The organism is Bacteroides sp. ET336 (assembly GCF_024733815.1).
GTDB classification, from domain to species: domain Bacteria; phylum Bacteroidota; class Bacteroidia; order Bacteroidales; family Bacteroidaceae; genus Phocaeicola; species Phocaeicola cellulolyticus.
In genome coordinates, this window is sequence record NZ_JANRHK010000007.1 from 1 (window position 1) to 23,799 (window position 23,799).

General features: G+C 39.8%; 25 protein-coding genes. 12 read left to right on the forward strand and 13 right to left on the reverse strand.

Translation table 11 applies throughout. The features are described 5' to 3' along the window. Positions 1-128: 128 nt before the first annotated feature. A complete protein-coding gene (locus NW213_RS08250; RefSeq protein WP_154043877.1) occupies positions 129-677 on the forward strand; it encodes a sigma-70 family RNA polymerase sigma factor in 549 nt (182 codons plus the stop codon). Positions 678-1,200: 523 nt separating this feature from the next. Here NW213_RS08250 and rplT read toward each other — a convergent pair. From rplT to NW213_RS08295, 9 genes are all read right to left on the reverse strand, one after another. Further along, complete coding sequence (gene rplT / locus NW213_RS08255) at positions 1,201-1,551, reverse strand: 50S ribosomal protein L20 (protein ID WP_258322454.1); 351 nt, start codon at positions 1,549-1,551, stop codon at positions 1,201-1,203. Between the two features lie 109 nt (positions 1,552-1,660). Beyond that, a complete protein-coding gene (rpmI, locus tag NW213_RS08260; protein WP_154043878.1) occupies positions 1,661-1,858 on the reverse strand; it encodes a 50S ribosomal protein L35 in 198 nt (65 codons plus the stop codon). 75 nt (positions 1,859-1,933) lie between these two features. Beyond that, a complete protein-coding gene (gene infC / locus NW213_RS08265) occupies positions 1,934-2,518 on the reverse strand; it encodes a translation initiation factor IF-3 (protein ID WP_258322455.1) in 585 nt (194 codons plus the stop codon). A gap of 108 nt (positions 2,519-2,626) precedes the next feature. Further along, positions 2,627-4,567 (reverse strand): threonine--tRNA ligase, encoded by a 1,941-nt coding sequence (gene thrS, locus NW213_RS08270; protein ID WP_258322456.1) that lies wholly within the window; start codon positions 4,565-4,567, stop codon positions 2,627-2,629. 88 nt (positions 4,568-4,655) lie between these two features. Then, positions 4,656-6,656, reverse strand: coding sequence for a tetratricopeptide repeat protein (locus NW213_RS08275; RefSeq protein WP_258322457.1), 2,001 nt, complete (start codon positions 6,654-6,656; stop codon positions 4,656-4,658). After that, the gene (def, locus tag NW213_RS08280) at positions 6,653-7,207 is read right to left on the reverse strand and encodes a peptide deformylase (protein WP_154043882.1); all 555 of its coding nucleotides are present in this window, start codon (positions 7,205-7,207) and stop codon (positions 6,653-6,655) included. The genes NW213_RS08275 and def overlap by 4 nt, the downstream gene beginning before the upstream one ends. A gap of 21 nt (positions 7,208-7,228) precedes the next feature. Continuing rightward, complete coding sequence (ruvX, locus tag NW213_RS08285) at positions 7,229-7,645, reverse strand: Holliday junction resolvase RuvX (RefSeq protein ID WP_154043883.1); 417 nt, start codon at positions 7,643-7,645, stop codon at positions 7,229-7,231. 71 nt (positions 7,646-7,716) lie between these two features. After that, on the reverse strand, positions 7,717-8,670 hold the full coding sequence (locus NW213_RS08290) for a PCMD domain-containing protein (RefSeq protein WP_258322458.1): 954 nt from the start codon (positions 8,668-8,670) through the stop codon (positions 7,717-7,719). A 110-nt stretch (positions 8,671-8,780) separates the two neighbouring features. Then, a complete protein-coding gene (locus NW213_RS08295) occupies positions 8,781-9,278 on the reverse strand; it encodes an SPOR domain-containing protein (RefSeq protein ID WP_204393820.1) in 498 nt (165 codons plus the stop codon). A 291-nt stretch (positions 9,279-9,569) separates the two neighbouring features. On the opposite strand from NW213_RS08295, the gene NW213_RS08300 reads away from it, so the two are divergent. From NW213_RS08300 to NW213_RS08330, 7 genes are all read left to right on the forward strand, one after another. Continuing rightward, on the forward strand, positions 9,570-9,773 hold the full coding sequence (locus NW213_RS08300) for a YtxH domain-containing protein (protein WP_154043886.1): 204 nt from the start codon (positions 9,570-9,572) through the stop codon (positions 9,771-9,773). A gap of 155 nt (positions 9,774-9,928) precedes the next feature. Beyond that, positions 9,929-10,312 (forward strand): phage holin family protein, encoded by a 384-nt coding sequence (locus tag NW213_RS08305; RefSeq protein ID WP_154043887.1) that lies wholly within the window; start codon positions 9,929-9,931, stop codon positions 10,310-10,312. Positions 10,313-10,318: 6 nt separating this feature from the next. Beyond that, positions 10,319-10,582 carry a hypothetical protein gene (locus tag NW213_RS08310; RefSeq protein WP_154043888.1) on the forward strand — a complete coding sequence of 88 codons (264 nt, stop codon included), beginning with the start codon at positions 10,319-10,321 and terminating at the stop codon, positions 10,580-10,582. 78 nt (positions 10,583-10,660) lie between these two features. Beyond that, entirely contained in the window at positions 10,661-11,248 is a 588-nt protein-coding gene (locus NW213_RS08315) for a LemA family protein (RefSeq protein WP_258322459.1), read from the forward strand. 7 nt (positions 11,249-11,255) lie between these two features. Further along, positions 11,256-12,188: a YgcG family protein gene (locus NW213_RS08320; protein ID WP_258322460.1), complete on the forward strand. Its 933-nt coding sequence runs from the start codon at positions 11,256-11,258 to the stop codon at positions 12,186-12,188. Positions 12,189-12,328: 140 nt separating this feature from the next. Continuing rightward, positions 12,329-13,408 (forward strand): chorismate synthase, encoded by a 1,080-nt coding sequence (gene aroC / locus NW213_RS08325; RefSeq protein ID WP_258322461.1) that lies wholly within the window; start codon positions 12,329-12,331, stop codon positions 13,406-13,408. A gap of 2 nt (positions 13,409-13,410) precedes the next feature. Continuing rightward, a complete protein-coding gene (locus NW213_RS08330) occupies positions 13,411-14,775 on the forward strand; it encodes a dipeptidase (RefSeq protein WP_258322462.1) in 1,365 nt (454 codons plus the stop codon). Positions 14,776-14,848: 73 nt separating this feature from the next. Here the strand turns inward: NW213_RS08330 and NW213_RS08335 are convergent, their stop codons facing one another. The 3 genes from NW213_RS08335 to NW213_RS08345 form a co-directional block, all read right to left on the reverse strand. Further along, positions 14,849-17,806: a PEP/pyruvate-binding domain-containing protein gene (locus NW213_RS08335; RefSeq protein ID WP_258322463.1), complete on the reverse strand. Its 2,958-nt coding sequence runs from the start codon at positions 17,804-17,806 to the stop codon at positions 14,849-14,851. An 87-nt stretch (positions 17,807-17,893) separates the two neighbouring features. Next, positions 17,894-18,907 carry an endonuclease gene (locus tag NW213_RS08340; RefSeq protein ID WP_258322464.1) on the reverse strand — a complete coding sequence of 338 codons (1,014 nt, stop codon included), beginning with the start codon at positions 18,905-18,907 and terminating at the stop codon, positions 17,894-17,896. Between the two features lie 2 nt (positions 18,908-18,909). Further along, positions 18,910-20,367 carry an aminoacyl-histidine dipeptidase gene (locus NW213_RS08345; protein ID WP_258322465.1) on the reverse strand — a complete coding sequence of 486 codons (1,458 nt, stop codon included), beginning with the start codon at positions 20,365-20,367 and terminating at the stop codon, positions 18,910-18,912. Positions 20,368-20,602: 235 nt separating this feature from the next. Between NW213_RS08345 and NW213_RS08350 the strand changes: the two genes are divergently transcribed. The 3 genes from NW213_RS08350 (at position 20,603) to trxA (ending at position 21,927) form a co-directional block, all read left to right on the forward strand. Next, positions 20,603-20,833, forward strand: coding sequence for a hypothetical protein (locus NW213_RS08350; RefSeq protein WP_258322466.1), 231 nt, complete (start codon positions 20,603-20,605; stop codon positions 20,831-20,833). 25 nt (positions 20,834-20,858) lie between these two features. Beyond that, positions 20,859-21,461: an OmpH family outer membrane protein gene (locus NW213_RS08355; protein ID WP_154043897.1), complete on the forward strand. Its 603-nt coding sequence runs from the start codon at positions 20,859-20,861 to the stop codon at positions 21,459-21,461. Between the two features lie 166 nt (positions 21,462-21,627). Next, positions 21,628-21,927, forward strand: a complete 300-nt coding sequence (trxA, locus tag NW213_RS08360) for a thioredoxin (RefSeq protein WP_258322467.1) — start codon at positions 21,628-21,630, stop codon at positions 21,925-21,927. Between the two features lie 90 nt (positions 21,928-22,017). Here trxA and NW213_RS08365 read toward each other — a convergent pair whose 3' ends face one another. After that, on the reverse strand, positions 22,018-23,409 hold the full coding sequence (locus tag NW213_RS08365) for a transglycosylase SLT domain-containing protein (RefSeq protein WP_204393846.1): 1,392 nt from the start codon (positions 23,407-23,409) through the stop codon (positions 22,018-22,020). Between the two features lie 84 nt (positions 23,410-23,493). Between NW213_RS08365 and NW213_RS08370 the strand changes: the two genes are divergently transcribed. Continuing rightward, positions 23,494-23,793 carry a Dabb family protein gene (locus NW213_RS08370; RefSeq protein WP_154043902.1) on the forward strand — a complete coding sequence of 100 codons (300 nt, stop codon included), beginning with the start codon at positions 23,494-23,496 and terminating at the stop codon, positions 23,791-23,793. Positions 23,794-23,799: the final 6 nt, after the last annotated feature.

Genomic DNA, 23,799 nt, shown 5'->3' on the forward strand with positions numbered 1-23,799 from the left:
TGCATATTCAATAAATAAAAATCCAAAAACGTAAAAATTATAAGAAAAATGTATTATTTTTAATGAAATATTTCTTTTTTCATATCTTTTACTTTATATTTACAAAAACAATATAAAATACAAGAGATATGAACATTTTCAATTTAGACGAAGAGACTTGGGACAGAATACTTAAGGACATTGAAAGCGTAGTTTCTTTATTCCCATTTAATGCAAATGAAAAACAAGATGTAATCCATGATGCCATATTACATGTCATCAATCGTTTGAGTACAAGTTACTATGAAAAAGGCAAATTTGATGTCTGGGTTAAAAAAGTTACATTAAACTTTTGCAAAGACAGAGTTACAGACCCGCGTAAGAAAAACACTAGTTACTATGAAGATTTGTCCAAAGAGCCAACTTTCCCATATAAATATTACTCAGACGACATTAAAGACAAAATAGCCTTGGAAATAATGGATGAATCAATAGAGGAACTTGAATATCTGGAAAAACAAATTATAATAGGAAGGATAAATAAAGAGTCATATTTTACATTAGCAACAAAATTCAATAAGAATAAGAAAACAATAATAAAGTATTGCCACAAAGCTCTTACTGAGCTACGGGAAATAATAAATAAAAAATACTCAGAAAGGTACGGAGAAAAATATATGGACAACAAAGATGAATGACTTATTTTCCCTATAATAGACGAAAAGAACTGAATTGATAGATATTACTGATATAGTTAGAAATAAGCGTATATTGACAATATATCCCACTGATTCGTACGTAAAATATACAAATTAGTGGGATATATAGTTTTAAAATAAGAAATGTGTGAAATGAAAAAACACAAATCATTTACACACACCTAATATAAAGTATTTTCTGAATGAAGTTTAGATATAAAAGAAGCCGCACCCGAGGCGTGACGAAACTCCGATAGACATGATTTGAGAGCTCAATTCCTTTGTAATCCACCGGCATAAATGCTACCCGAAGGCGTGGCCCGCCATTAGAATATGAAGCTTGTCTCGGTATTTCTTATAATTTGATGAGTTTCCCGATTCTGCAAGTGCGGCTATATTTTTGTATTACAAATATAATACAAAAAATTAATATTACAAAGTTTCACCATCATTTTAATACAAAAAAAAGCTGCTCTCATTTGTGAGAACAGCTTTTTAATAACTTTTTATTCCTTAGAAGCTATTAAGCAGCTTTTGCCTTAGCAACAACAGCTTTGAATGCATCTGGATGATTCATAGCTAAATCAGCTAAAACCTTACGGTTGATTTCAATACCAGCTTTGTGCAAAGCACCCATCAGTTTAGAGTATGACATACCTTCCAAACGAGCAGCTGCATTGATACGCTGAATCCACAATGCACGGAAGTTACGTTTCTTATTCTTACGGTCACGGTAAGCATAAGTCAAACCTTTTTCCCAAGTATTCTTGGCTACTGTCCATACATTCTTTCTAGCACCAAAGTAACCTCTGGTTAAACCTAAAATTTTCTTTCTTCTTGCTCTTGAAGCAACGTGATTTACTGATCTTGGCATAGTTTTAATTCTTTTTTGAATGAAAGCGCCGATATTTTACAATCGGACTTAAAGCTAATACATTCGGTTAATAATTTAAATGATACAAAATACGCTTTTAAAGCTAAAATTACTTCATGCAAAGAAGTTCCTTTACCTGGCTTAGGTTTGAGTTGTGAACTAATCCTGAGTGTACAAGGTTTCTTTTTTGCTTTTTAGTCTTCTTAGTCAAAATGTGACTATGAAAAGCGTGCTTTCTTTTGATTTTACCTGTTCCGGTAAGAGTAAATCTTTTTTTAGAACCGGAGTTAGTCTTGATCTTTGGCATCTTGTTTAAATTTTTAATTATTATTATTCTAAAGGCAATAACGCACTATACCTGCGCGCTATACGCTCTTGTTTTTTAATCTTCTTCCTCTTCAGTTTTAACGGCTTTAGCTTGTGGAGCAGTTTTCTTTGGAGCCGGACCTTTCTTAGGAGTCAATGATATTATCATTCTTTTACCTTCCAGCAACGGCATCTGCTCTACTTTAGCATACTCTTCAAGGTCATTTGCAAAACGTAACAAAAGAACTTCGCCCTGTTCCTTAAAGAGGATTGAACGTCCCTTGAAGAATACATAAGCTTTTACTTTATCACCGTCCTGCAAGAAACCTATTGCATGTTTAAGCTTAAAGTTATAGTCATGCTCATCTGTCTGTGGTCCGAAACGGATTTCCTTAACATTAACCTTAACCTGCTTAGCTTTCTGTTCCTTAGCGCGTTTTTTTAACTGATAAAGGAATTTAGAATAATCTATAATTCTACAAACCGGTGGAACAGCATTGGGTGAAATTTCAACTAAGTCAGCTTCATGCTCTTCGGCCATCTTTAAAGCTTGCGCCAACGGATAAACTGCTGATTCAATATCATCGCCCACTATGCGGACTTCTTTGGCACGAATCTGTTCGTTGATTCGATGTTGCCCTTTTAAATTGTCATTCTTCATTAATAACTTTTATTCCAGTTTGAATTACGTTTTTATAAATTATTCTTTAATAGTTTTTACACCGTTTTCATGAATATTTAATTCGTATTCATGAAAACGGTTGCAAAGTTACCATTTATTTATCATATTATGAACTTCTTCTGCAATATTTTTTGCAAAATCTTCTATTTTCATGCTTCCTTTGTCGCCTTCACCCTGTTTTCTTACGGCTACCTCGCCATTTTCAGCTTCTTTTTCACCTACAATAAGCATGTAAGGGATACGTTTCATTTCATTATCACGTATCTTACGTCCGATTTTCTCGTTTCTGTCGTCAACCAAGGCACGAATATCATATTTCTTAAGTTCCATACGAACATGGTCAGCATATTCATTGAATTTTTCAGAAATAGGAAGAATTGCAACCTGATCAGGAGTCAACCACAATGGGAACTTACCAGCTGTATGTTCGATAAGAACAGCAACGAAACGTTCCATAGATCCGAATGGAGCACGGTGAATCATCACAGGACGGTGCTTCTGGTTATCCGATCCCATATATTCCAACTGGAATCTTTCCGGCAAGTTGTAGTCAACCTGAATAGTACCCAACTGCCAACGGCGTCCCAGAGCATCCTTAACCATAAAGTCAAGTTTAGGACCATAGAATGCAGCTTCACCATATTCGATCTTTGCAGGCAATCCTTTTTCCTGGCAAGCCTCGATAATAGCCTGTTCAGCCTTTTCCCAGTTTTCTTCAGATCCGATATATTTTTCACGGTTCACTTTATCTCTCAATGAAATCTGAGCCTCAAAGTTTTCAAGTCCCATCGAAGTAAACACGATTGAAATAATATCCATTACACGCAAGAACTCGTCTTTCACCTGGTCAGGACGGCAGAACAAGTGAGCGTCATCCTGTGTAAAGCTACGTACACGAGTCAATCCATGCAATTCACCACTCTGCTCGTAACGACATACAGTACCGAACTCAGCGATACGCAAAGGAAGGTCACGATAAGAACGTGGAGAGTTCTTATATATCATACAGTGATGAGGACAGTTCATCGGTTTCAAGAAGTACTCTTCTCCTTCTTCCGGTGTATGGATTGGCTGGAATGCATCCTTACCATATTTTGCATAGTGACCTGAAGTGACATAAAGAAGCTTGTTACCTATTGGCGGACACATTACTTCCTGATAGTCATATCTTGCCTGGATACGACGCAAGAAATCCTGAAGACGGATACGAAGAGCTGTTCCCTTCGGCAACCACATAGGCAATCCCTTACCTACTGTATCAGAGAACATGAACAGATCCATTTCTTTTCCTATTTTACGATGGTCGCGCTTCTTAGCTTCTTCAAGCAATGCAAGATATTCATCGAGCATTTTCTTCTTAGGGAAAGAAATACCATAGATACGTGTCATCTGCTTACGGTCTTCCTGTCCTCTCCAGTATGCACCTGCCACTGACAACAGTTTAACGGCCTTGATAGGAGCTGTAGAAGTCAAGTGTGGACCACGGCACAAGTCTGTAAATGCACCCTGAGTATAAGTAGTGATATGTCCGTCTTCCAATTCAGAGATAAGTTCGCACTTATAAGTTTCTCCTCTTTCGCCGAACATTTTCAATGCATCTTCTTTTGAAATGTTTTCACGAACCAATGCCTCTTTCTTGGCAGCCAGTTCAATCATTTTCTTTTCTATGGCAGGAAGGTCACCTTCTTTAATAACAGCCTCACCCGGATCTACATCATAATAGAAACCGTTTTCGATAGCCGGACCGATACCAAACTGAATTCCAGGATAAAGTTCCTGAAGAGCCTCAGCAAGCAAGTGTGCACTTGTATGCCAGAACGCATGTTTACCCTGTTCATCATCCCATTTGTAAAGAACAAATTCAGCATCTTCGTTTATAGGACGACTCAAATCTATAGTCTCACCATTTACGCTGCACGCCAAAACATCCTGTGCCAAACGTGAGCTTATGCTTTCTGCAATCTGCAGACCGGTTACGCCTTCGTTATATTCACGAACGGAACCATCCGGGAAAGTTATCTTAATCATGATTTTTATATATTAATCTTATTTTTACTCAGTTTTATCCGCAAAATTAGTAAAAGTTTCTATAATAGGTTTCTTTTTGATATAAAAGTTAGTTTTCTTTAGCCGTAAAACGTTTTATGATATTATAAGCAGAGAATATACCCAATTCTCCTGCCTTGCTCAAATCCTGTATTCCAAGCCTATTGTTTCCAAGGAAAATATGAGTCAATCCTCTATTAAAATAAGCATCCGCAAGATTTGGTTCTATCTCCAAAACCTTATTATAATCAGCTATTGCTCCACGATAATCTTTCATTATGGTAAGGATATTGGCCCTGTTGTAATATGCATATACAAAATCAGGAGCCAGCTCTATCACCTTATCCAAATCATCACGTATCTTAGCATAATCCAAAGACCTCACCTGTGCTGTCTTATCGTCTGTAACTACTATCTCGAAACTCTTTTCACGCTTTCTATACTCCAGTTCCTTATAATGAATTAATGCACGACTGAAGTATGCAGGGAAAAACGTACTGTCTTTCTTTATACATTCATTCAAGTCATTGATAGCATTGTCAAAATCCTGAACCAGATAAAAATCCAGCGCACGTGAATAATAATTCAATGCATTTTCCGGATTATTGGCTATAGAAGCCGACAGACGGTCTATGGAAGCAAAATGCTGCTTAACCTGATCCTCACTTAAAGCCATTTCACTATTCGTGATAATCAACCTTTGCGGGAACAGGTGTTTTTCATTCATTCTGGCTATTCTATCATTGAAGTTAACCTGTCTTCTCACCTCATCCTTACGTTCATAATAAGTCAAGGCAAACATTGGCTGAGGAAGAATATTGATATTCTTATCCTGCACCCTACCGCGATAGTTAGTCCTGTATTTGCTATCTTCTTCATCATTGTCGGCAACAACGATTTTACGATAGTTGTTCATATTCTTATCAGACTTCTTTCTTGTCTTGTCATTCGAAGCCGTATTATTCTTATTTCCGGTCTGTGCGTCAATTTGAGCTTTAAGCATTACTATCTCATCAGCGTCAGCTCTCTTGAGATCTCCCATTTTGCGATAAGCCTCAGCCCTACATTGATAGCCAGGCATAAAGTTCGGATATTCGTCCAACACCAAAGTATAATCTTCCACAGCTCCTTTATAATCTCCAGTCTTACTACGGAGCAATCCTCTATTAAATGCAGCCATCAGATTGTCCGGTTCCACATTCAATACGAAGTCAAAATCCTCTATAGCCCTGTTGTCATCACCTACCTGAGCTCTTAACAGTCCTCGGTTGTAATGTCCAATCAAATTATCCCTATCAATATCCAGAGCGATGTCATAATCAGCCATGGCGCCTCGCAAGTTATTCTGATAATACCTTGCCAAAGCCCTGTTTATATATATTCCAGAATTTTTAAACGAAAGTCTTGCAGCCTCATCAAAATCCGATTCCGCCTCTGCATATTTACTTCTCTGCATAAATAATACAGCCCTTGAAGCCCACGGGTCCGGATTATAACGGTCCATTTCTATAGCTTTGTCAGCGTCAGACATGGCCTGTATTGTATCCTTCATTTTCAATGACACTTCCGTACGCATCAAATAAGCATCAGTATATTTCGGAGATAATGAAATGAGAGTATCAAGTTCGGCTCTTGCCGTAGGATAGTCTTTTTTCTGAATTCTACATAGTATAAGATTATGCCAGAACGCTTCATTTTCAGGCTCTATAGTCAAAGCCTTACGATAATCGGCTATCGCACCGTCAAAATTTTCCTGACGTATTCTGGCTATTCCCCTTATCTGGTATGTATTGGCAACAAACGGATTCCTGTCTATCGACTGCGTACAGTCAGCTTCAGCACCTTGCAAATCATCCAGATTCAGTTTTGCAAGTCCACGATAAAAGAAAGGTTCCGCCAAATATGGTTTTGCATTGATAACTTGATTAAAATATTGTATTGACAATACATAATCCTCAAAATAGAGAGCATTCTTACCTATAGTCATAACCCTGTCCGTATTTATTTGCGACAGGGCCACTACAGGTGTCATCAAGCCTATATATAATATGTATAGAAGCTTTTTTATCATTTTACAGTTTTCACCTTGTAAGCACAGCGTGCTTTACCTTCAACCATCTTGTTAAGTTTTCCTCTAATCATCTGTTTTCTCAATGGAGACAGATGGTCAATGAACATAGTACCATCCAAGTGATCGAACTCATGCTGCATAACTCTTGCCAGATATCCTTCTACCCATTCATCATGAGGATTAAGATTTTCGTCAAGGTATGTCACATGTATTTTGTCAGGACGTTTTACAGTCTCATGTACCCCAGGCAAACTAAGGCAACCTTCTTCCATTGAGACAATTTCATCACCTGTTTCAATGATATGTGCATTGATATATGCACGTCTGAAATCCTTGAATTCCGGCATTTCGTCTGAAAGAACATCAAGATTTATCACAACCACACGGATTGGCAATCCTATCTGTGGAGCAGCCAGACCTACACCGTCGGCACGATCCATAGTCTCAAACATATTTTCAATCAATTCTTTCAGGTTCGGATAATCCGGAGTTATATCTTCAGCCTCCTGACGCAATACAGGTTGGCCATATACGTAAATCGGTAAAATCATCTTTATTATTTTATTCTGTTATTAATATTTTTTCGATTCGAGATACGACTGTAAAATTATAGTTGCGCTTATCTCATCCACCAGCGCCTTGTTTTGCCTGTCCTTTTTCTTCAAGCCTCCAGCTAGCATAGCCTGATGAGCCAATACAGATGTAAACCTTTCGTCAACCAATTCCACAGGAATTGCAGGAAGCAATTTCTTCAGTCTGTTCATAAAAGGAATAATATTCTTCATATTCTCCGAATCCTCATAATTCATCTGTTTAGGATGACCGATGATAATCCGTTCCACCTTTTCCTGAGCGACATATTTCATAATGAAATCCGCAAGTTCATGTGTAGGCACAGTTGTAAGTCCGCTTGCAATAATCTGCATCGGATCTGTAACAGCTATCCCAGTACGCTTTCTTCCGTAATCAATTGCTAAAATCCTACTCATAAGTGGCAGCAAATTTACAAATTAATTTATTACAGCCTTATATATATAACTTAAAAAATCCTAGCATTTGGTTAATACACCAGACCTACATTATCAATCCAAAGAGTATTTCCAGGTGAACCAACAAACGCACCGCCTATGCTTGAAGTGAACTGTACAATGATATGAGTTGGAGTTTCATCCTTGTCTGCCCATCCGTCTTCTTTTATCATCACGCTCTCGCCTTTGCTGTTGCGTGCATGATATCCACCGGTTCCCAAAGCCATAAGTTCAGGAACATAGTTAGCGTTGCCGGTTATATCGCCATACATTATCTCATATGTAACACCTTTCTTCCAGTCGGAATTATCCGAGTATTTCACCGCAGCAGTTCCAACTCGCTCCGCTATTATATTCCCTTCAGCATCTTCTGTTCTTTTTTGGAGATAACAAACCATTATTGCCGCATCCTTACCTTTCACTACAGTTTTCTTGCTGAAGCCAGTCATACGTATTCTATCTTTCTGATCAGACATTTTCACTTTATAGTCATAACGTATAGCCTTTGGCCTTTTCGAGAAGAGGACACCACAATTCAACTTTTCTTCACCATCCTTAGTACCGGTTATGGGTTCTTTAATATCTCCAAGAAACATAGAACCTGATGCCAGCACAGAGATATTTACCAGTCCCAACACCTTGACACTTTCAATATGAGTTTCCAGACGTGCACACTTGCCATGAGTGAGTTTTTCCGGAAACACACTCGTATTTGTCTTTACTATACCTGCCACTTTAGCCATGACATTAGAATTTCCCCATGGCGAACCGCCCTGATTTTTATATGGAATATTTCCGTCAAAATCCATCTCAGGCCCCAGTTCATACAAATATTTAACGTTACCACCTATAATGGACGACTCTTCTATCCTACGCGTTACCCAACTGTCCATGTCACCATACTTAAACAATTCAAATTTCTCTTGTGCCACAGACGACATTGCTACCAACAAGCAAATTATACAAACATAATACCTATTCTTCATAATACATCAAAATAAAAAAAACAATTCGCAAATGTACAAAAAAAAGCGATAGCCTAGATGCCATCGCTTATAATATGAAAATTAGAATAATAATTCCGAGCTATTTTCCATTAATAAACACGGTATAACAACCATGAACCCTGGAAATCCTGACGGTTAGGATATTTAGCCTTAAAAGCATCTCTTGCAGCAGCAGCTTCTTCTCTTGTATCGAAAGATGCTACAACAACGCGATACATATTACGTTCCGCATTATATACAACTTTCGCATTATAACCCTGTCCGTCAAGTGTTGATTTCAAACCGTCAGCATTAGCTTTTACACCAAAACTTCCACACACAACACTGAATGCCTTAAGTCCATCACCTGAAACAAGTTCAACTTTCTCTTCACGAACAGGAGCAGGAGAAACAGGAGCAGGAGTCTGAACAGGAGCAGCCTCTACCACCGGAGCTGGTTCAACCACTTCTTCCTGAGCTTTCGCCTCAGCCAATTCGTTTTGTTTAGCTTTCTCATATGCTTTTTTATAAGCACTTTCACTTGATTTGCAAGAAGAGAATGCCAATACAAGGCATAATCCCATTCCTAATACGAATAATTTTTTCATGTCGTCTTTATGTTTATTTTGATTTATAGATTCACCTTACTGGCTTTTCGTGGCAAAAGTAGTAATATAAAGCTTTCAATGCAGTTAAAAACCGTTAATTATACATTTATCAGAATAAAATGATAATTTTTCACGGATTAAGACGGACAAAATACAATCTTTTTTATTAGATTTGTAGAAACTAAAACAATAAACCTGTTTATGATACCGTCATTCAATATTGTCTGCATATCAATTTCTATGCAACAATAATTAAAGACGCATCATACACAACGATAAAACACTATTATCATGAAAGCATTGAACATTGTAGCAGCATTCTTGGGCGGAGTAGCTCTTGGTGCAGCAGCCGGAATCCTATTCGCTCCGGAAAAAGGCGAAGACACTCGTAGAAAAATAGCTGAAATCCTTCGCCAGAAAGGAATCAGACTAAATCGTGCTGAAATGGAAGACTTGGTTGACCAGATTGCAGCAGAAGTGAAAGATGCAGAGTAAAAAGACTTCAGACAGAAAAGACAATACTTCTGTCAGTTTAAGATTTTGAGAAAACTCATTAGGGATTTTAAAAGGAAAAGCCGCTCACGCTAACGCGACTGACGGAACTTCCTTTTAAATTTCCCTTTTTTATTAATTATAAAGTAAAGACAAATATGTTTGCCAACGACAAAAGCATTGACAATCTGGAAGCATTGTTCAAGGAAATAAAAAAATATATAGAGCTTCAGGGACAATACATCAAGCTTGACCTGGTGGAGAAGCTCACCATTCTCATATCAACACTTATCCTGATCTGCGTCCTCATCGTTCTGGGGATGACAGCCTTGTTTTATTTCTCGTTCATGCTGGTTTATACGATAGACTCTTTTGTCAATAATATTATTGCCAGTTATGCTATAATCGGCGGCTGTATATTACTACTCGGCATTGTGATATATATCCTCAGACAAAAAATAATCTTCCAGCCGATGGTCAATTTTCTGGCACGACTATTCCTAGAGGATAAAGATAAAGAAGAAAACAACCCTAAACAATAATATATAATGAACGAAACAACCAAATACAGCATACAAATCATCTCTGACAGGAAAAACAGCAAAAAGGCAGAGCTGAGAGCGTCAAAGGAAAGAATCCACGAACTGACGCAGAACCTTTTCTCACCACCTGAGACAAAAAGCAAAATGGATTTGATGATGCACCATTTCAACACCGGAATGGCTGCATACGACGGTATTATGACAGGAGTAAAGATATATAGAAGAATAAAAGAAATATTCTCCGGCAAAAAACACAAAAAACTATCATAGGCCAACTGTTTATGACACCGTTATTTTTATTATGTTTGCGCTGAATTTCAATTTAATATTTATAAACCAAAAGAAATTATGAAGAAAACTTGGACAATCATCACTGTTATAGCAGTAATTGTAATTTTAGTAATTTACAGTATTTCATCTTATAACTCACTCGTTTCGCAAGACGAATCGGTAAGCACAGCATGGAGCAATGTAGAAAACCAGTACCAACGCCGTGCCGACCTTATCCCTAACCTTGTGAATACCGTGAAAGGATATGCAGCACACGAAAAAGAAACTTTGGATGCTGTAGTATCGGCAAGATCGAAAGCTACACAGGCCACTATCAGCATTGAGGATCTTACTCCTGAAAAGCTTCAGGCATACCAGAAGGCACAAGGTGAAATAGGTGCCGCACTCGGCAGACTGCTTGCTATTACAGAGAACTATCCGGACCTTAAAGCAAACGAAAATTTCCAGGCTTTGCAGGCTCAGCTTGAAGGAACAGAAAACAGAATCAGCGTGGAACGCAGAAAATTCAACGAAATAGCCAAGAGTTACAACACAACAATCCGCCGTTTCCCTAAAAATATCATAGCCGGACTTTTCGGATTCGAGAAACGTCCTTATTTCGAAGCAGCCGAAGGTTCTGAAAAAGCACCGGAAGTAAAATTCTGATACGACTATGAGAAGACTGCATTTCGTAGCAATACTGCTCGCATTGTGCTGCTGCATGACGGCTACCGCAAAAGAATATAAGGTAAAAGATGTTCCTATGGTACATCTCATGGATCGTACCCGATACGTCAGCAATCCTGACAATATTCTTTCTGCATCGACTGTTGCCGCCATAGACACCACACTGTTTTCACTAGAGCAGAAAACAGGAATACAGGTTCTTGTAGTAGCAGTAGAACAGATTGAAGGTGGCGACTGTTTTGATTTTGCATACCGCCTCGGTCAAGAAAACGGAGTCGGACAGAAAGAAAAAGACAACGGTCTTGTTATACTTCTCGTAACAGGCGAACGCTGCATACAGTTTGCAACCGGATACGGACTTGAAGGTGTATTGCCTGATGCCATCTGCAAGAAGATACAGGTGAGATATATGAACAAGGCCTTCTCACAAGGGAATTGGGATGCAGGAATGCTTGCCGGAATAAAAGCCTTAAGAGGATATCTTGACGGAGAAAACGGAACACCGGATAAGCCTGGCTCCGGATCAGGTGAAGATTCTATAATATTGTTCCTGCTGCTTTTCGGTGTCATTGGATTTACAATGTTCTATCTTTGGCTTACCGTCAGACGACAAAAACGTTGTCCTAAATGCCATAAACAGACAATGAAAGTCATTTCCAGACGCACCATAGCCAAATATCCTACATACCATATCGAAGAAATAGTGTCATGTTGCTCAAACTGCGGCCACTATGTACGCAAGGAACAGCGTGTGGATGATGAGAACAATCATCACCACGGAAGGCGGAGCGGACCGTTCGGTGGAGGCATCTTCATGGGAGGAGGCTTCGGACGGGGCGGTTTCGGAGGCGGTGGCTTCGGAGGAGGAAGTTTCGGCGGTGGCAGCTTCGGAGGTGGAGGAGCCGGAAGTAAATTCTAATCAAAATACCGACATTATTTGCTGCCGACCACTGTCAGCAACACTGCCCACACCTGTCGGCAACATGAGTTATAATATTATTTCTACCATAAATCCGGTAATAAACCAACCTACTAATATAAATATAAAAACGAGATAAAATGTACAACAACACATTTGGAAATATATTCCGTCTGACCAGCTTCGGCGAATCACACGGAAAAGGTATAGGAGGAGTAATAGACGGCTTCCCTGCAGGAATACATATAGACATGGATTTCATCCAAAAAGAACTCGACAGAAGAAAACCCGGACAGTCTGCCATAACAACTGCACGCAAGGAATCAGATCAGGTTGAATTTCTTTCTGGAATATACGATGGAGTTTCCACAGGATGCCCCATAGGTTTCGTGGTATGGAACACCAATCAGCATTCAGGCGACTATGACAACATGAAGGATGTCTTCCGTCCGTCGCATGCTGATTTCACATATACTCAAAAGTATGGACTGCGCGACCATCGCGGAGGAGGCCGTTCATCGGCACGCGAAACCATCTCACGAGTTGTTGCCGGAGCACTGGCAAAAATAGCCTTGAAACAGTTGGGAATTGAGATTACAGCTTACACATCGCAGGTGGGCGAACTGAAACTCGACAAGGCTTATACTTCATACGATTTAAGCGAGATTGAAAAGAATCCTGTGAGATGTCCGGACCCTGTTATGGCACAGACAATGGCTGAACTCATTCTGAAGACAAAAGGTGAAGGCGATACCATAGGAGGAACTGTTGATTGCGTGATAAAAGGATGCCCTATTGGTCTCGGCCAGCCGGCATTCGGTAAACTCCATGCAGCATTAGGCAATGCAATGCTCACAATCAATGCCGCAAAAGGTTTCGAATACGGACAGGGATTCGGCAACATGAACATGAAAGGCAGCCAGCAGAACGATATCTTCTATAACGACAACGGCAAGATAGCTTTCCGTACAAACCGTTCAGGAGGTATCCAGGGAGGTATAAGCAACGGACAGGACATATACTTCAAAGTAGCATTCAAACCCGTTGCAACAGTACTTATGGAACAGCCTACAGTGGATAAAGACGGTAACGAAACAATATTAAAAGCGAGAGGTCGCCATGACCCGTGCGTACTTCCAAGAGCAGTATCTATAGTGGAAGCTATGGCAGCCATGACCATACTCGATTATTATCTGTTAAACAAAACAACAACTCTATAACCATGGAAATAAGGAAATACATTGAAGAAAACGAACAGCGTTTCATCGACGAACTTTTCAGTCTGATACGCATACCTAGCATCAGTGCCCTGCCTCAGCATAAGGAAGATATGCTGGCATGTGCCGAAAGATGGAGACAACTCCTAATCGAAGCAGGTGCAGACGAAGCTATTATCATGCCTTCGCAAGGCAACCCATTGGTATATGCCGAAAAGAGAGTCAATCCTGATGCGCCTACCGTATTGATATATTCACACTACGACGTGATGCCTGCCGAACCGCTCGAACTCTGGAAAAGCAATCCTTTTGAACCTGAAATCAGAGACGGACATATCTGGGCCAGAGGTGCCGACGACGATAAAGGTCAGGCAATGATTCAAGCCAAAGCATTCGAATATATGGTGCGCGAAGGCCTCCTGAAGCACAACGTAAAATTCATTTTCGAAGGAGAAGAGGAAATAGGTTCACCTAGTCTTAATGCTTTCCTGAAAGAACATAAGGAACTTCTTAAGGCTGATGTTATCTTAGTATCGGATACAAGTATGCTTGGCAAGGATCTTCCGTCACTCACTACAGGTCTGCGCGGACTGGCATATTGGGAAATAGAAGTCACAGGTCCTAACCGAGACCTGCATTCCGGACACTTCGGCGGTGCTGTAGCAAATCCTATCAACATATTGTGCAGCATGATAGACAAGATTACTGATGCTGACGGACGCATCACCGTACCTCATTTCTACGATGATGTGGAAGAGGTTCCGGCAGAAGAACGCGAAATGATAGCAAACATTCCTTTCGATGAAGAAAAATACAAGAATGCCATCGGAGTGAAAGCATTGAAAGGCGAAAAGGGATATTCCACTCTCGAACGCAACAGTTGCCGTCCATCGTTCGACGTATGCGGTATCTGGGGAGGATACACTGGCGAAGGCTCTAAGACTGTACTTCCGTCAAAGGCATACGCAAAAGTTTCGTGCCGACTTGTGCCACACCAGAACCACGAAAAGATTTCAAAACTATTTGTTGACTATATCAACGAAATAGCTCCTGAATATGTACAGGTAAAAGTAACCCCTATGCACGGTGGCGAAGGCTATGTATGCCCTATCTCACTTCCTGCATATAAGGCAGCCGAAAAAGGATTTGAAAAAGCATTCGGCAAGAAACCGCTGGCAGTACGCCGCGGAGGTAGTATTCCTATCATAAGCGATTTCGAACAGATTCTTGGAATAAAGACAGTACTGATGGGATTCGGACTTGAAAGTAATGCCATCCATTCTCCAAATGAGAACTTCCCTCTCGACATATTCCGAAAAGGAATAGAGGCTGTGGTTGAGTTCCATAAGGAATACAGCAATCAGCTATAAATCAAGACATAGAAAAACGGTTTCATCATCATTTTAAGATACATGAAACCGTTTTTTTCATTTATAAGGTTGCTTATTCAGGCAAAGCCACAATTCCCAATTTCTTCTTACCGTCCATCTTAACTATAAGCGGAGATTTGAATCTTACCCAACGCAAATATTGTGTTTCTTCCACGGCCGGCAGACTGTTCAGAAATTCCTGATTATAGATACCGTCGTTCATAAACGCATTGATGGTGAAATATCCCACTCCGAATGATGTCAGATTTTGGAAGAAGTGAGTACCCTGACTTGGATCCACACGATAATTTGTCAGTCCGGCTTCTACAATTATTCTTGCAGCTGAGATATTAGGCCACTTTACCGGTATTCCAAGCCATGTGTCGCTACTACCCCATCGGCCCGGACCAACAAGTACATAGTGCTTTCCTTCGTCCAGGAATTTACGGTTCAGTTTCTCTATATCATATGCTATCAGCTGATTATTCGAAGCTGAATATCCATCAGTCTTGACATATATCAAATCGCATATATCGTCCATTACTCCATGACCGAGAGAGTTTTCACTCTTCAATATTATCTTATCTTCCGGAATCAGGCTCAGGTCTTCATCCAGATCAGCCTTTATATCAATCATCGGACGTATCTGAAGGAGATAGAAAACTCCTGTCTTGTTGTTTGCATCGAAGTTCACAGCAAACTCAATTTCTACAGGACGACGCATCTCGCCCTGTCCATACTTCTGCGCCAATTGCAAAAGGCGAGGCAATGGAAAGACATCATGCTGAAGAATATTGGCAAATGTAATCACCTTTCTTCCACCAGGATAGATGCCATCGCGTATCACCATATCATATGGATCGTATGTAGAAGCAATATAGTTCAATGCACCATCGGCCTCAGCATCCTTGACATGCAGTTTAAGAAGATTGAAACCATCATCAAGCGAGAAATTCTGTCCTGTGTTCTTGAGGTCTAGCGCATAAAAGCGTGTCTGCGTCTCGCGAAGAGCAATATCCATCTCACTAGTCTGCAGTACCTTGTCAGGATGATAAGGACAAACCCTCAAAGTAAGCCCACCATCTACTATATATTTACCAAGTCCCAAAGCCAAACTTACTGTTCCCTCTTCGGCAAGTTCATCATTTATAGGATAATAATTGATTGAACGTGCCACACCGGAAATGGCAGGATAATATCTGTCGCCATACTGTGTACCAACCACTTCCTGAAGTATCACAGCCATCTTTTCCTGGTCAATCAAGTTACTGGTAGCCTGCATGTATGCCTTACTGTCTTTATAGAATACTGATGCATAAACTCCTTTTATGGCATCACTCAGCATACGGAGCATCTCGTATTTGTCCTCCATATATGGTATCATATATGTGGAATATATACCTGCGAAAGGCTGATAATGAGAATCCTCTAGAAGGCTGGACGAACGTATGGCTATAGGTGATTTCACCACATCGAAGAAAGCAAAGAAATCCTCTACCAGTCTGTCCGGAAGCTTGGCACGAAGAAAGGCCCTCAAGATAGTTTCATCATCAGCATCACTCAATGCCAACTGGTAAAGACGGTTGCTGTCCATAAACTCATCGAATATATCAGTACACAGAACAACAGTCTTAGGTATGGCAACAGATGCATTCTCAAAATCATCGAAATCAGGATGACGCTTAATCATATTGTCGATAAATGCCAGACCACGTCCTTTACCTCCCAATGAACCTTCACCGATACGGGCAAAATTGGAATAACGGTCGAAACGCTCGCGCTTGAATTCTGCCACAACGCCCTGGTTTTTCATTTTCCTATAGCGGACAATAGCCTCGAATATAATCTGCCGATGGGCATCAAGGTCCTGCAGAGAATCCCATGTAACCTGTTTCAGAAATTCCGCTACCGGGAAAATAGCTCGGGAATAAAGCCAACGTGAAACGTGGTTACGACTGATATGATAATGGAAAGAATCTGCCGGAATAGAAAATACTATATTCTGCAATTCCTTCAGGTTATGGACTCTTGCCACCTCCTCCTTTGTCTTAGGATTGATAAATACGAAATCACCGAAACCGAAATTTTCAGAAACAGCCTCACGGAGATCGATATTCATCTTTTTGGAATTCTTGTCAACAAATACCGCCTTACACTCATCAGCATACTTACGGTTATCTACTTCAGACGACTGAAGAATCAGAGGCATAAACGGATCACGACTACGCACTTCCTTTAGAAGTTTTATTCCGGCTAAAGGATCTATCTTGCCGTCATGAGGAAATCTGGCATCGGATATTATACCCAATACGTTATTGCTGAATGTTTCATACAGTTTCATCGCTTCTTCGTATGAACGTGCAAGTACTATTTTAGGACGACCACGCATACGCAACGTACGCTGGTGCTCGTTCAACGCCTCGGTGGCAAATTCCTGACTTTGCTTAAGCACGAACTTGTACAGATTAGGAAGAACAGACGAATAGAAACGTATTGAGTCCTCCACAAGCATTATCATCTGTACACCCACTTCCTTTATATCGTGTTCCAGATTCATCTTGTCCTCTATCAGCTTGATGATTGACACAAGAAGGTCTGTATTACCAAGCCAGCAGAACACATACTCGAACACACCAAGGTCTTCATGCTCCATTCTTTCTCTGATACCATGCGAGAACGGAGTCAGAACTACGATAGGTATATGAGGATATTTTGCCTTGATATCACGGGCAATATCGAAAGTGTCGCTACTGTCTGTTCCTGGCATACAGATTACAAGATCGAAAGTAGTATTCCCCAACTGTTTCCATGTTTCTTCCGGAGTGGAAACCTGAGTAAAACGTGGAGGATAACGCAAACTGAGATTCATATATTCTATGAATATCTTTTCGTCTATACGTCCGTCGTCCTCCAGCATGAAAGCGTCGTATGGATTTGCCACGAGCAAAACGTTGAATATTCGTTTTGTCATCAGATTGGCAAATTGAGTATCCTTGAAATAAAGCTGATTTAACTTTAACTTACTGAGCATAGGATTTATTATTTATATTCTTAATAACAAAAATCGGCATTTCAATTGACTTATGCAATAAATCTTTATCAAAAAAGTGGATTATTGCTAATGATACAGTTCGAATTCAAGCAAAATGGGTAGATGATCGCTATATCCCCCTTTATATCTCATGCCGTTATACATACGGAACGGAGTGACACCACCATACTTGTCGTCTTCCTCAAGCAAAAAAGGGAAGTCGATGATGCTTGCTTTAGAATAATCAGTCCTTATACTGCCTTCTCCCAACAGACTGCCGCTGACAATCATTTGGTCCAATATACCCCATTGTCCGCGATAGTGATAAGTACCTCCTTTCCTACCATCCATAAGATTGTATAACGTATTTCGTTCAATATCTTTTCCGGGTCTGGAGGCTTTCAGTACTGAGGATATAGACTTGTTCTGCGGATAATCATTGAAATCGCCCATTATTATAACATTAGGATTTGAACGAACACTCATCACACTGTCAGCAGCAGATTTCAGTATTCCGGCAGCCATAAGTCTGAACTTTTCGGTTTTCCTCCAACCTCCTGATCGAGAAGGGAAATGCACTAGAAAAACATCCAGAGTGTCACCTGTCACGACACGCCCCGATGCATGGAGAATATCGCGTGTTGGCCGTCCGCCGATACTAACGGTTGGAACATGAATGAATTTTTTGTTCAGAAGTTTGAAGGTATAAGGCTGATAAAGCAAAAGCACATCTATACCGCGTTCGTCGGGCGAATCTGTAATTACATATTCGTAGCCGGCTTCTTTCAATTGGGAATATCCTACAAGTGTTTTAGCACAGAATTCGTTTTCCACCTCACAAAGCCCTATGATATCGGGAACATTCTCACGCGAGGCAGAAAGTATGACACGGGCAATATTCTCTATCTTTTTTCTGAATTTGCCGTAATTCCATCCCCTAGGACTGTCCGGCATAAATTCCAAATCATTTTTAAGGGTATCGTGACGGCAGTCGAAAAGGTTTTCCACGTTATACTCCATCACCAGAAAAGACTGTTGGGCAGCAAGGTTCAATGATATGAACCATGCTACCCAACAAATCAATATTCTTATAAAGCCCATAATCAAGCTTTAACTGGTATATTCTTCAAAACATCAAGCAAATGCATCCAGAACTTTTCCACTGTAGGAATAAGCATTCTTTCATCAGGTGAGTGTACTCCACGCAATGTAGGTCCGAATGAGACCATGTCAAGAGAAGGATATTTCTCAAGGAACAGACCGCATTCCAATCCTGCATGGATAGCTTTCACTTTAGGTTCTGTACCGAACAAAGCTTTATAACTGTCAACAGCCACTTTCAGAATCTCCGATGAAGGATTTGGTTTCCATCCAGGATAGCCATCACCTGTGGTTACTGTCGCTCCACCAAGTTCGAAAGCAGAACGTACTGTCTGCGACATATCCATACGTGAAGACAAAATAGAACTGCGCTGACTTGTAACAACCACAATCTGTCCGTCGCGCATCTTGATAGAAGCAAGGTTAGACGATGTTTCAACCAATCCTTCCATATCCTGACTCATGGCAAACACACCATTATGCACTGCATGGATAGAATTGAGGAACTTGGTCATTGCAGACTTCTCGATCACTTCCGGCAAAGCTGTTTCCGACTCAAGATCCATTCTGATGTTCGGCTCTGTAACAGAGAATTCGTTTTCAACGTCAGCAAGGAATATATTCAAATCCACTCTTACCGATTCTTTATCCTTCATAGGAACAGCACATACAGCATGAGCCTCGCGAGGTATCGCATTATGAAGGTTTCCTCCATCTATTTCTGCAATATATAAATCGTATTTCTGAGAGAGAAGCATCAGATAGCGATTCAATACTTTATTGGCATTAGCACGTTTCTTATTGATATCATCTCCTGAATGACCTCCTGTAAGACCTTTCACAGTAACACGGAAGAAGAAATAACCTTCAGGCGATTTCACCATAGGACATGGGAACTGGGCAGTTGTTCCGGCACCTCCGGCACATCCGATAAACAGTTCGCCTTCGTCTTCAGAGTCAAGATTAAGAAGAATATCTCCGTTCATAAAACCTTCTTTCAATGCAAATGCTCCTGTAAGACCTGTTTCTTCATCTACCGTGAACAGACATTCAACAGGACCATGCTGCAAGTCTTCTGATGCCAACACAGCAAGCTGAGTTGCTACACCGATACCATTGTCTGCACCGAGAGTAGTACCTTTGGCCTTCAGCCATTCACCGTCTATATATGTTTGAATAGGGTCATTTTCGAAATCATGTACAGTATCGTTGTTCTTTTCGCAAACCATGTCTATATGCGACTGCAGGATAACAGTCTTTCTGTTTTCCATTCCAGGAGTTGCATTTTTCTTTATCAGAACATTTCCGGCTTCATCCACTTTATATTCCAGTCCTTTGCTTTCGGCAAAAGAGATGAGATAAGCACGGATTTTCTCTTCCTTTTTAGAAGGACGGGGCACCTGGCAGATTTCGTCGAAATAATGAAAAACAATCTTAGGAGTCAAGTCTTTTACTTCCATAATAATCTGTATTAAGTATTTATGTAATTATTTACTATGCAAAAATAAGTTAAATAAGCCGATTTACACCTTTATAATGACTTTTTTAAAAGCATTGTGAAGTTTTAATCGTAACAAAACTATATATTTGCACCACAAAAATAGTGAAAGGTGAGCGGAGAGGCAAATGAAAAAGGCAGTTTTTCAAATTTTGACTATCCCGAACAGTATCCTATTTATCATAAAAACTATAGCAATGCTTAAGATAATACTCGCTACACTTATAATAGTAGCTGTCTGTATAGCACTATTATGCGTAAAAATACTGTTCAAAAAGAACGGACGTTTCCCTAATACACATGTTAGCGGAAGTAAAGCCATGCGTGAAAGAGGTATCGGATGCGTGCAGTCGCAAGACAGAGAACAGCGTAAAACCAATCCTAACGCCATCTCGGAAAGACAGAAAAATGAAGAAGAAGGAGAATAATTAACTTAAATGATATAGAAAATTTATGAGAAAGACTAAGTACATCCTCAAAGGATTTTTAGCTGTGGTTATGGCTGTAATGTTTGTACAGTGCGCAGGAAACAATGGTGAATCAACACAAACAGCAGCACCTGTTGCAGCTACAGGTACAACAAACATGAAGATTGCATACGTAGAGATAGACTCGCTTCTTACAAAATATCGTTTCTGGAACGACCTGAACGAACTTATGATAAAGAAGGAAGAGAACATCCGTACTACTCTTAACGAAAAGGCTAAAGCTCTTGATGCTGCAATGAAAGAATTCCAGCGCAAATATGAAAACAACGGTTTCGTAAGTGCAGAAAGCGCTCAGCAGCAGCAGAACCGTATCATCAAACAGCAGCAGGATCTTCAGGCTTTGCAGGAAAAACTTAGCAAGGACCTTGCTGACGAAAACCAGAAGAACAGCCTTCAGTTGAGAGACTCAATCAACTCATTCCTTAAAATCTACAACAAGGATAAAGGTTATAGCTTGATTATCAGCAACACAGGTTTCGACAACCTTCTTTATGCTGATCCTGCATATAATATCACACAGGAAATTGTTGACGGACTTAACGCACGTTATTCAGGTATCAACAAATAATGACTTTTTAAATAGTGTTTAAACAGCATTTAAACACTATTTAAAGCACAAAAAGAAAATAAAAAAAGGTGGAAAAAATCCACCTTTTTTTATTTTTGTATCGAACAAAAGCTATGTCTAGTTTGTTTTATAACTAAATCACGACAACATAAAACGATAGACATATATGGAAACTTTTCATGAATTAATTTCTTCATCGGACGTACCTGTAATTGTGGATTTCTTCGCTGAATGGTGCGGTCCATGCAAGGCTATGGCTCCTATACTTAAACAAGTTAAAGACATACAGGGAGATAAAGTACGTATAATAAAAGTTGATGTTGACAAAAATAATGCACTTGCCATGCAATACAGCATACAGTCTGTACCTACACTGATGATTTTCAAAAACGGAAAACAGATGTGGAGACAAAGTGGGGTAATTAACGCTGGCGAATTAAACAAAATCGTAGAAATGTTCAAATAAAAAAATAATTAAACTCTCATTTTTCATCATTAATTGCTCAAACATGGCTGAAAGTTTCCCCCATAAGCTTTCAGCCATATGTTTTTCACATCATTCCTTTATGTTTTTAATATAAACATCAGCTCGTGTCAGTACGTCACGTACAAAGTTATAGGTTTCTGTACCTCTGAAATAACCGTTCTTACAGACAGGATCCTTATAATACTCTTCCTTATTCTTCAGTAACATATATACTGCTACATTCCCATCCCATACATATTTGTCTTTGCCATATTTCTCAGCCAAAGCCATTGCGTCAAACACATGACCTATACCTGAATTATACGAAGCAAGCACAAACATCACACGCTCCCTGTCATCCTTTACCTTAGAGAAAATCTTCTGCAATTCTGATATGTATTTTACTCCCCCCTTGATACTCTGTTCAGGATCACTTTCCATTCCTACAGGAACACCGTAAGCTCTGGATGTAACAGGCATTAACTGCATCAATCCTTTTGCACCTGCCCAGGAAACAGCCGACGGGTTAAAATTAGATTCTGTATAAACCAAGGCTGCAAGCAATCTCCAGTCCCAGTTTATCTGCGGCGCATACTTTCTGAACAAATCGTCATAATAGGATATCCTTCCATCTTTAAGCGAAAGAATAGAACCTTGGGGAGTATGTTTGTTAAGTTCAAAATATCTTCTGGCACTAGCCTCGAACTCGGCTGAGTTTATATTCTCTCGATGCCATTTATCCGCAGCCTCAGCCAGTTTAGGAGATGTCTTTCTTACTGCCCACGCAGAACGCTGGTCGAAACTTATCTCCATACTTATATCCAGATTGGGATTATATGTCTTATTGATTTTAGCCAGTTCGTTATTAGTTACTGTATAATCAATTTTACCTTTGGCAACCATTTCGATAAGGTCTTCATTCGTTATACTGTCCTCGGTCACTTCGTGTATTATTATACCTCCCCCCAGTTCATGATTCAGATTTTCAAGTCGCTCCTCGTATTTCCCTGGCATAACATACACATCTTTACCTACTAATTGGGTCACATCGTTCAAGGCATCCTTATCGCTTCTTTGAACCAATACCTGATGCGATATATTCTCTTTGCCACAATATATCAACTCTTTTTTTCTTTCATTTGTTATGGCCAGATTGTATGCAATCAGATCTCCATCCCCCCTGAGCAAAGCATCTACCAATTCAACCTCTGAATTCAAGACCTTAACTTTCAATTCAACACCCAATGATTTCGCAAAGCCCTGTGCCAGTTCATACTGAAACCCCATAGGTACTTCCCTGTAATTAAAATATGACGCATAACTGTTTATTGTGAGCACTATGAGTTCGCCATCTTCAATAACCTGATCCAAATCATCATGAATAATTTCCACTTCACGCTCCTCTTTCACAACAAAAGGTATGGTTATAAAAGCTACCACAAGCACTATTATTGCAGGAATTAACACTCTATGTTTCTTCATCGTATCACATTTTAATAATTAATAAATATATTTCCGTATCTTTGCCGCATACAAAAATACTATAATAAATAAAATATACAAACTATGGTCAAGCACATTGTTATGTTCAAGCTGAAAGAAAGCTTGTCTGAAAATGAGAAAATTGAAATAATGAACAATTTCAAATCGGCTATTGAATCACTGCCTGAAAAAATCAAATTCATAAAAGATATTCATGTAGGGCTAAACATCAACCCATCCGAAAAGTGGGATATCTGCCTTGACAGTACATTCGATTCGCTGGAAGATGTAAAAGCATATTCTGTTCATCCAGATCACGTGGCTGCGGCTGGAATTATTAAAGAAGCAAAAGAAGACAGAGCATGCGTGGATTTTGAAATATAATTGAAA

Coding starts and splice junctions, on each gene's coding strand:
- NW213_RS08315 (WP_258322459.1), top strand. CDS start 10,661: ATGAAGAAAACTTGGACAATCATCACTGTTATAGCAGTAATTGTAATT.
- ruvX (WP_154043883.1), bottom strand. CDS start 7,645: ATGAGTAGGATTTTAGCAATTGATTACGGAAGAAAGCGTACTGGGATA.
- def (WP_154043882.1), bottom strand. CDS start 7,207: ATGATTTTACCGATTTACGTATATGGCCAACCTGTATTGCGTCAGGAG.
- NW213_RS08305 (WP_154043887.1), top strand. CDS start 9,929: ATGTTTGCCAACGACAAAAGCATTGACAATCTGGAAGCATTGTTCAAG.
- NW213_RS08350 (WP_258322466.1), top strand. CDS start 20,603: ATGCTTAAGATAATACTCGCTACACTTATAATAGTAGCTGTCTGTATA.
- NW213_RS08250 (WP_154043877.1), top strand. CDS start 129: ATGAACATTTTCAATTTAGACGAAGAGACTTGGGACAGAATACTTAAG.
- NW213_RS08275 (WP_258322457.1), bottom strand. CDS start 6,656: ATGATAAAAAAGCTTCTATACATATTATATATAGGCTTGATGACACCT.
- aroC (WP_258322461.1), top strand. CDS start 12,329: ATGTACAACAACACATTTGGAAATATATTCCGTCTGACCAGCTTCGGC.
- NW213_RS08370 (WP_154043902.1), top strand. CDS start 23,494: ATGGTCAAGCACATTGTTATGTTCAAGCTGAAAGAAAGCTTGTCTGAA.
- NW213_RS08290 (WP_258322458.1), bottom strand. CDS start 8,670: ATGAAGAATAGGTATTATGTTTGTATAATTTGCTTGTTGGTAGCAATG.
- trxA (WP_258322467.1), top strand. CDS start 21,628: ATGGAAACTTTTCATGAATTAATTTCTTCATCGGACGTACCTGTAATT.
- NW213_RS08355 (WP_154043897.1), top strand. CDS start 20,859: ATGAGAAAGACTAAGTACATCCTCAAAGGATTTTTAGCTGTGGTTATG.
- NW213_RS08310 (WP_154043888.1), top strand. CDS start 10,319: ATGAACGAAACAACCAAATACAGCATACAAATCATCTCTGACAGGAAA.
- NW213_RS08345 (WP_258322465.1), bottom strand. CDS start 20,367: ATGGAAGTAAAAGACTTGACTCCTAAGATTGTTTTTCATTATTTCGAC.
- NW213_RS08300 (WP_154043886.1), top strand. CDS start 9,570: ATGAAAGCATTGAACATTGTAGCAGCATTCTTGGGCGGAGTAGCTCTT.
- NW213_RS08295 (WP_204393820.1), bottom strand. CDS start 9,278: ATGAAAAAATTATTCGTATTAGGAATGGGATTATGCCTTGTATTGGCA.
- NW213_RS08330 (WP_258322462.1), top strand. CDS start 13,411: ATGGAAATAAGGAAATACATTGAAGAAAACGAACAGCGTTTCATCGAC.
- rplT (WP_258322454.1), bottom strand. CDS start 1,551: ATGCCAAGATCAGTAAATCACGTTGCTTCAAGAGCAAGAAGAAAGAAA.
- NW213_RS08320 (WP_258322460.1), top strand. CDS start 11,256: ATGAGAAGACTGCATTTCGTAGCAATACTGCTCGCATTGTGCTGCTGC.
- infC (WP_258322455.1), bottom strand. CDS start 2,518: ATGAAGAATGACAATTTAAAAGGGCAACATCGAATCAACGAACAGATT.
- rpmI (WP_154043878.1), bottom strand. CDS start 1,858: ATGCCAAAGATCAAGACTAACTCCGGTTCTAAAAAAAGATTTACTCTT.
- NW213_RS08340 (WP_258322464.1), bottom strand. CDS start 18,907: ATGGGCTTTATAAGAATATTGATTTGTTGGGTAGCATGGTTCATATCA.
- NW213_RS08335 (WP_258322463.1), bottom strand. CDS start 17,806: ATGCTCAGTAAGTTAAAGTTAAATCAGCTTTATTTCAAGGATACTCAA.
- thrS (WP_258322456.1), bottom strand. CDS start 4,567: ATGATTAAGATAACTTTCCCGGATGGTTCCGTTCGTGAATATAACGAA.
- NW213_RS08365 (WP_204393846.1), bottom strand. CDS start 23,409: ATGAAGAAACATAGAGTGTTAATTCCTGCAATAATAGTGCTTGTGGTA.